5 protein-coding genes are annotated in these 4,549 nt (G+C 57.1%); 4 read left to right on the top strand and 1 reads right to left on the bottom strand.

What is annotated here, in order from left to right; translation table 11 throughout:
* Positions 1 to 20: 20 nt before the first annotated feature.
* Positions 21 to 380 carry a hypothetical protein gene (locus tag WCA53_RS10760; RefSeq protein WP_423909001.1) on the top strand — a complete coding sequence of 120 codons (360 nt, stop codon included), beginning with the start codon at positions 21 to 23 and terminating at the stop codon, positions 378 to 380.
* 475 nt (positions 381 to 855) lie between these two features.
* Here WCA53_RS10760 and WCA53_RS10755 read toward each other — a convergent pair whose 3' ends face one another.
* Positions 856 to 2,364, bottom strand: a complete 1,509-nt coding sequence (locus WCA53_RS10755) for an MFS transporter (RefSeq protein WP_423908998.1) — start codon at positions 2,362 to 2,364, stop codon at positions 856 to 858.
* Between the two features lie 288 nt (positions 2,365 to 2,652).
* Between WCA53_RS10755 and WCA53_RS10750 the strand changes: the two genes are divergently transcribed.
* The 3 genes from WCA53_RS10750 (at position 2,653) to WCA53_RS10740 (ending at position 4,450) form a co-directional block, all read left to right on the top strand.
* Positions 2,653 to 3,186, top strand: coding sequence for an RrF2 family transcriptional regulator (locus WCA53_RS10750; protein WP_423909004.1), 534 nt, complete (start codon positions 2,653 to 2,655; stop codon positions 3,184 to 3,186).
* Between the two features lie 27 nt (positions 3,187 to 3,213).
* Positions 3,214 to 3,885, top strand: coding sequence for an FMN-dependent NADH-azoreductase (locus tag WCA53_RS10745; RefSeq protein WP_423908995.1), 672 nt, complete (start codon positions 3,214 to 3,216; stop codon positions 3,883 to 3,885).
* A 118-nt stretch (positions 3,886 to 4,003) separates the two neighbouring features.
* Positions 4,004 to 4,450, top strand: a complete 447-nt coding sequence (locus tag WCA53_RS10740; RefSeq protein WP_423908992.1) for a cupin domain-containing protein — start codon at positions 4,004 to 4,006, stop codon at positions 4,448 to 4,450.
* Positions 4,451 to 4,549 lie beyond the last annotated feature (99 nt).

Genomic DNA, 4,549 nt, shown 5'->3' with positions numbered 1-4,549 from the left:
CCCCACAACTGTGAGACGCGATGCGCGGCGCCGATACCTTTACCGAGAACTTGTTCACCTTATCGATGGGCACACACAACCGGTGCAACCGGTTAAATTGGCACCGAAGTGTTAGTGGTTTCGGGCGGAACAATCACTCTCACTGCCCCAGCGATCAAGCTCAGGATTTTTCACATACTCGTTTTGGTCTATTTTCATTCCCTATTCCTAAAATAACTATTTTAAATCCCGAGATCGGGCTACTTCAAAAATCGTTTTGTGGTCGTGAATTTAAATACATGGCGGATTCATTTCACGGACATAATCTTTCAAAATCAGGCATTCAGGGCGGGCTGGCGCTGGACTGTTATCCGGATATGGCATATCCGTTATGCTGCTAGGCATCCAGGCTCCGGCACCACCCCAGCCCTTGGGCAGCGCTTAGTCGAAATGCGGCGCACTTTGAGAAACCCGGACCAGTCAAGCCACGTAATCGAGTGGCTTTTCGCTGGGCTTACCACCGCCGTTGCCGTTCGCCGCAACGAATTTGGACCTTGGAGGCGAAGCGTGTGCGCGGCGTTCGTGCTGGGGGGCGGTGTTCGACGGCGGGTTAAATATTTGGGGCTGCACTACGTTCGTGCCAAAAACTCGAAGTGAATACCGACGACACTAAGGTATTGGCGGTTTGAAACGCGTTTCTTTGCTTCGTTTCTTTTCGCGTTTGAAAAGAAATGAAGTCCCGCCCCGGACAGGGGCTAACAGTAATAAGCAAGAAAATCCGACTTAAGCAGAACGACCACGCTAGCAGAAGGACTCAACGTTCTCCCCACACTCGCCACCAGCAGCACCGCCCATAACCTCCCCAAAGCGAGCGCCCTAGGCTCGCCTAAAAGTGATGTGTGAGATCCTCCTCACGATCAAGGCCGCTGATAGCGCCGCTACCGCTGTCAACAGCACCCCAATATGTATCGATTGAACCAGCACTTCTCGTGCACTCTCGACCAACGCTGGTCCATCCAATCCCGATGGTTTTAAATCCACCAGGAGTTTCGCCCGCAATGCGCCATCGATCAAAATACGCGGGTCATTGAATCGCGGTAACCATGTGCTCGCCTGCGGCTCGCCCAGTACGCGTAACGTTCGCGTTATTACATCGCGATAATGATGCTGCACAATCGTCGCCACCACGCTCGTGCCCAACATACCCCCCACCATGCGCGTCGACTGCAATAGCGCCGTCGTGATCCCAAAGCGCTCCCGGCCCGCTATTTCCTGACCAAATACGTTCAAGTTGTTTAATACAAACCCCAGGCCAACTCCTATTCCCGCCATCGGGATCTCAATCCAGATGTACGGTGTCGTCGCGGCGGCAAATGACAATCCAATGCACGCAGCTAATAAAAGCGTAAAGCCAATCGATAAAATCAAGGTTGGCTTCGGTAAATGAATCACTATCCGTGTATTGATAAAACTACCAATCGCGATGAACATCGCTATCGGCGTCGCGAGTAACCCCGCCTCTTGTGGAGATAAGCCAAAGCCGCCCTGCAACAGCAAGGGCGCAAAGAAAATCAGCGAGAACATCACGAATCCCGATAACACCGACAACGTGAACAACGTCACCAGCTGCGGATCCCTGAACAAGTCAAGGGGAATGATCGGATGTGTGGCACGCCGCTCGCACATCAGCAATCCCGCCGCGCCAATAGCCACGCTCAACCCCAACACGACATTTCCCGTGGTCAAGCCGTTCTTCGGCACGGCTTCAATAAACACCTGCAAACCGGCCAGAACCAGCGCCACCAGTGCCGCGCCCATCCAGTCGATTTTCACGGCACCCTCGCGCGGCCGATGAAAATTCGGCAGATGCGCCCAGATGAAGTAAAACGCAGCCGCGCCGACGGGGAGATTGATCAGGAAGGTCGAGCGCCAACCCCAATGCTCGCTCATCCAGCCGCCCAGCGACGGCCCCGCCGCCGTGCCGATTCCATACGACGCAGCCATCACCACCTGCCAGCGCACCCGCGCGCGCGGATCGGGGAACAGGTCAGGAATCGACGCGAACGCGGTGCCGATCATCATGCCCCCGCCTATGCCCTGCAAGCCTCGAGCAATCACAAGGAACAACATGTCGTTCGCGACGCCGCATAACACCGATGCAACCGTGAACGTAATCACCGCAGCAATCACGAAGCGCTTGCGGCCAAAGTAATCGCCGAGACGCCCAAATACCGGCACCGTGACCACCGACGCCAGCAAATACGCGCTTGCAATCCACGCGTAGTACTCGAAACCCTGCAACTCCGCGACTATCGACGGTAACGCCGTGCTGACTACGGTCTGGTCGAGCGCAACCAGCATGTTGACAAGGCCGATGCCAAGCATCGCGAAAAGAGCATGCCGAAAAGGCAGGGAAGCGGCGGGCTGGGACACGGGCGGGAAGAGTTGGCAGAGAAGAGGCCCGATTGTAAAGCTTCATTGTCTCGATCGGAGGGTCCACCCCGCGTGCGGGAATCGCGTCATCGCCTTGTTGGCATTGAAATGGGCCGTGTCGGACGGCTGGGACGCCGCAGCGCTATTCATTCACAAAGCGCCCGCTTGCGTTCAAGCCGAAATCCGCTTATATTCTTAACTACGATACATTAAGTCGGAGTTAAAGGGGAAGTTAAGCGAATTTCACACATCAGCACGGGCGTCGAGTATGGGTTGCATTGCCTGCTCTATCTGAGCGACCCGCTCGCCGGCGCGCGCGAGGCGAGCGCGAAGGATCTCGCGGAGCTTCAGGGCGTGCCGGTCGAATACGTGGCCAAGCTGTTCACCAAGCTCTCGAAAGCCGGCATCGTGGCCGCGACCGAGGGCGTGCGGGGTGGCTTCAAACTCGCGCGTCCGGCCGCGGAAATCAGCGTGCTGGACGTAGTCAACGCAATTGACGGCAATAAGGCGCTTTTCGATTGCCGCGAGATCCGGGGCAATTGCGCAGTCTTCGACGATAAACCACCCGCATGGGCAACCCGCGGCCTTTGCTCGATTCACGCCGTGATGCTCGACGCGGAAAAGCGGATGACCGAAGCGCTCGCGGCGCATTCGCTGGCCGACCTCGCCACGCGCACCGTCGAGAAAGCGCCTGCAGCTTACGGACACCAGGTCGTGAAGTGGCTGGAACGCCGGTCATCCAGACGTCGCGGTGAAAGCGACACTCATCATTGAAACACCCTACCCTAAAGGAGAGATGTCATGAAAGTCATGCATGTCGACGCGAGCGCCAAGCGCGAGCGATCCAACTCACGCGCGTTAAGCCGCTATTTCATGGACCGCCTGCGTGCTGAAGGTCTGGAACTGGAGGTTGACTACCTCGACGTAACCGTCGACACCCCGCCGCATGTGAACGAAGCGTTCGCCATCGCGACCTACACGCCGGCAGACAATCGCACGCCGGCAATGAACGCTACGCTGGCGGCGTCCGATAAGCTGTGCAGGCGTCTGCTCGAAGCCGACGCACTCGTCTTCGCAATGCCGATGTACAACTGGTCGATGCCCTCCGTATTCAAGGCTTTCATCGACAGCATCACGCGCACCGGGGTGACCTACGTGATTACCGAAGATGGGCGATTTGAAGGGCGGCTCGGGCGTCAAAAGGTGCTTTTCATCACGAGTCGCGGCGCAGACCTTCGTCCCGGCACCCCGTTCTCTTCCATGGACGCGCTTACGCCTTCGCTAAAGGCGGCCTTCGGATTCATCGGCGTCGCGCATCCCACCTTCGTCGATGCCCAGCCGTTGCAGTTTTCGGATCAGGAAGCCCGAGTAGAAGCGCTCGAACGCGCGCGCGGCGAGTTGGCGGCGATAGCGGCTCACTGGGCGACAACACAGTCTTCCACTGAAGAACACAAGGAAGCCGTAACGTTCTAATACCCACAGGAATACGAAGTGTAACTAACAAACGTATTATTTCGGACTACTTTTTACTAATCGCTGTTTACGTACCGCGACGTTCACAAAATGAACGTCGCTTGTCAGGAGAAACACCATGAATATTCGCTCACTCATCGCGGCGAAAACGGCTGCCGTTTTCTCGGTCACCGTGCTTTCGATGGCGGCCGCATCGCAAACGGTCTATGCGGCCGACGCAGCCCCGGTCCGGGAATCCATCACGCCCGCTTTCGCCGAGCCAATCGCAAACGTTCCCGGCAAGACCATGACGGCGCTGGTCGTCGACTACGCTCCGGGTGGAAAGTCGCTGCCGCATCGGCATGGGCAGGCATTCGTTGTCGGCTATGTGCTGTCGGGCGCGATCCGCAGTCGTGTCAACGACGGCGAGGTACGAGTCTTTCATGCAGGCGAACACTGGACCGAAAAGCCCGGCGTGCATCACACGATCAGCGAAAACGCCAGCGATACCGAACCTGCAAAGCTGCTCGCCATCTTTGTAGCGGACACGAAAGACAAGGATCTGGTCACCTTCGACAAGAAGTGACGACGGATACCGAGGCGCTCGCCGGAGCATTTTCGCGCTTGTCGAACCCTTCATATTCCAGCCGCGCGGCCGATAACACGTCGATAGACACCTCTTGAT

Origin of the sequence: Caballeronia sp., from assembly GCF_049581465.1 — a bacterium.
GTDB lineage: Bacteria > Pseudomonadota > Gammaproteobacteria > Burkholderiales > Burkholderiaceae > Caballeronia.
Note: the sequence above shows the minus strand (reverse complement) of the source record. Positions and strands in the feature narration are given on the sequence as shown.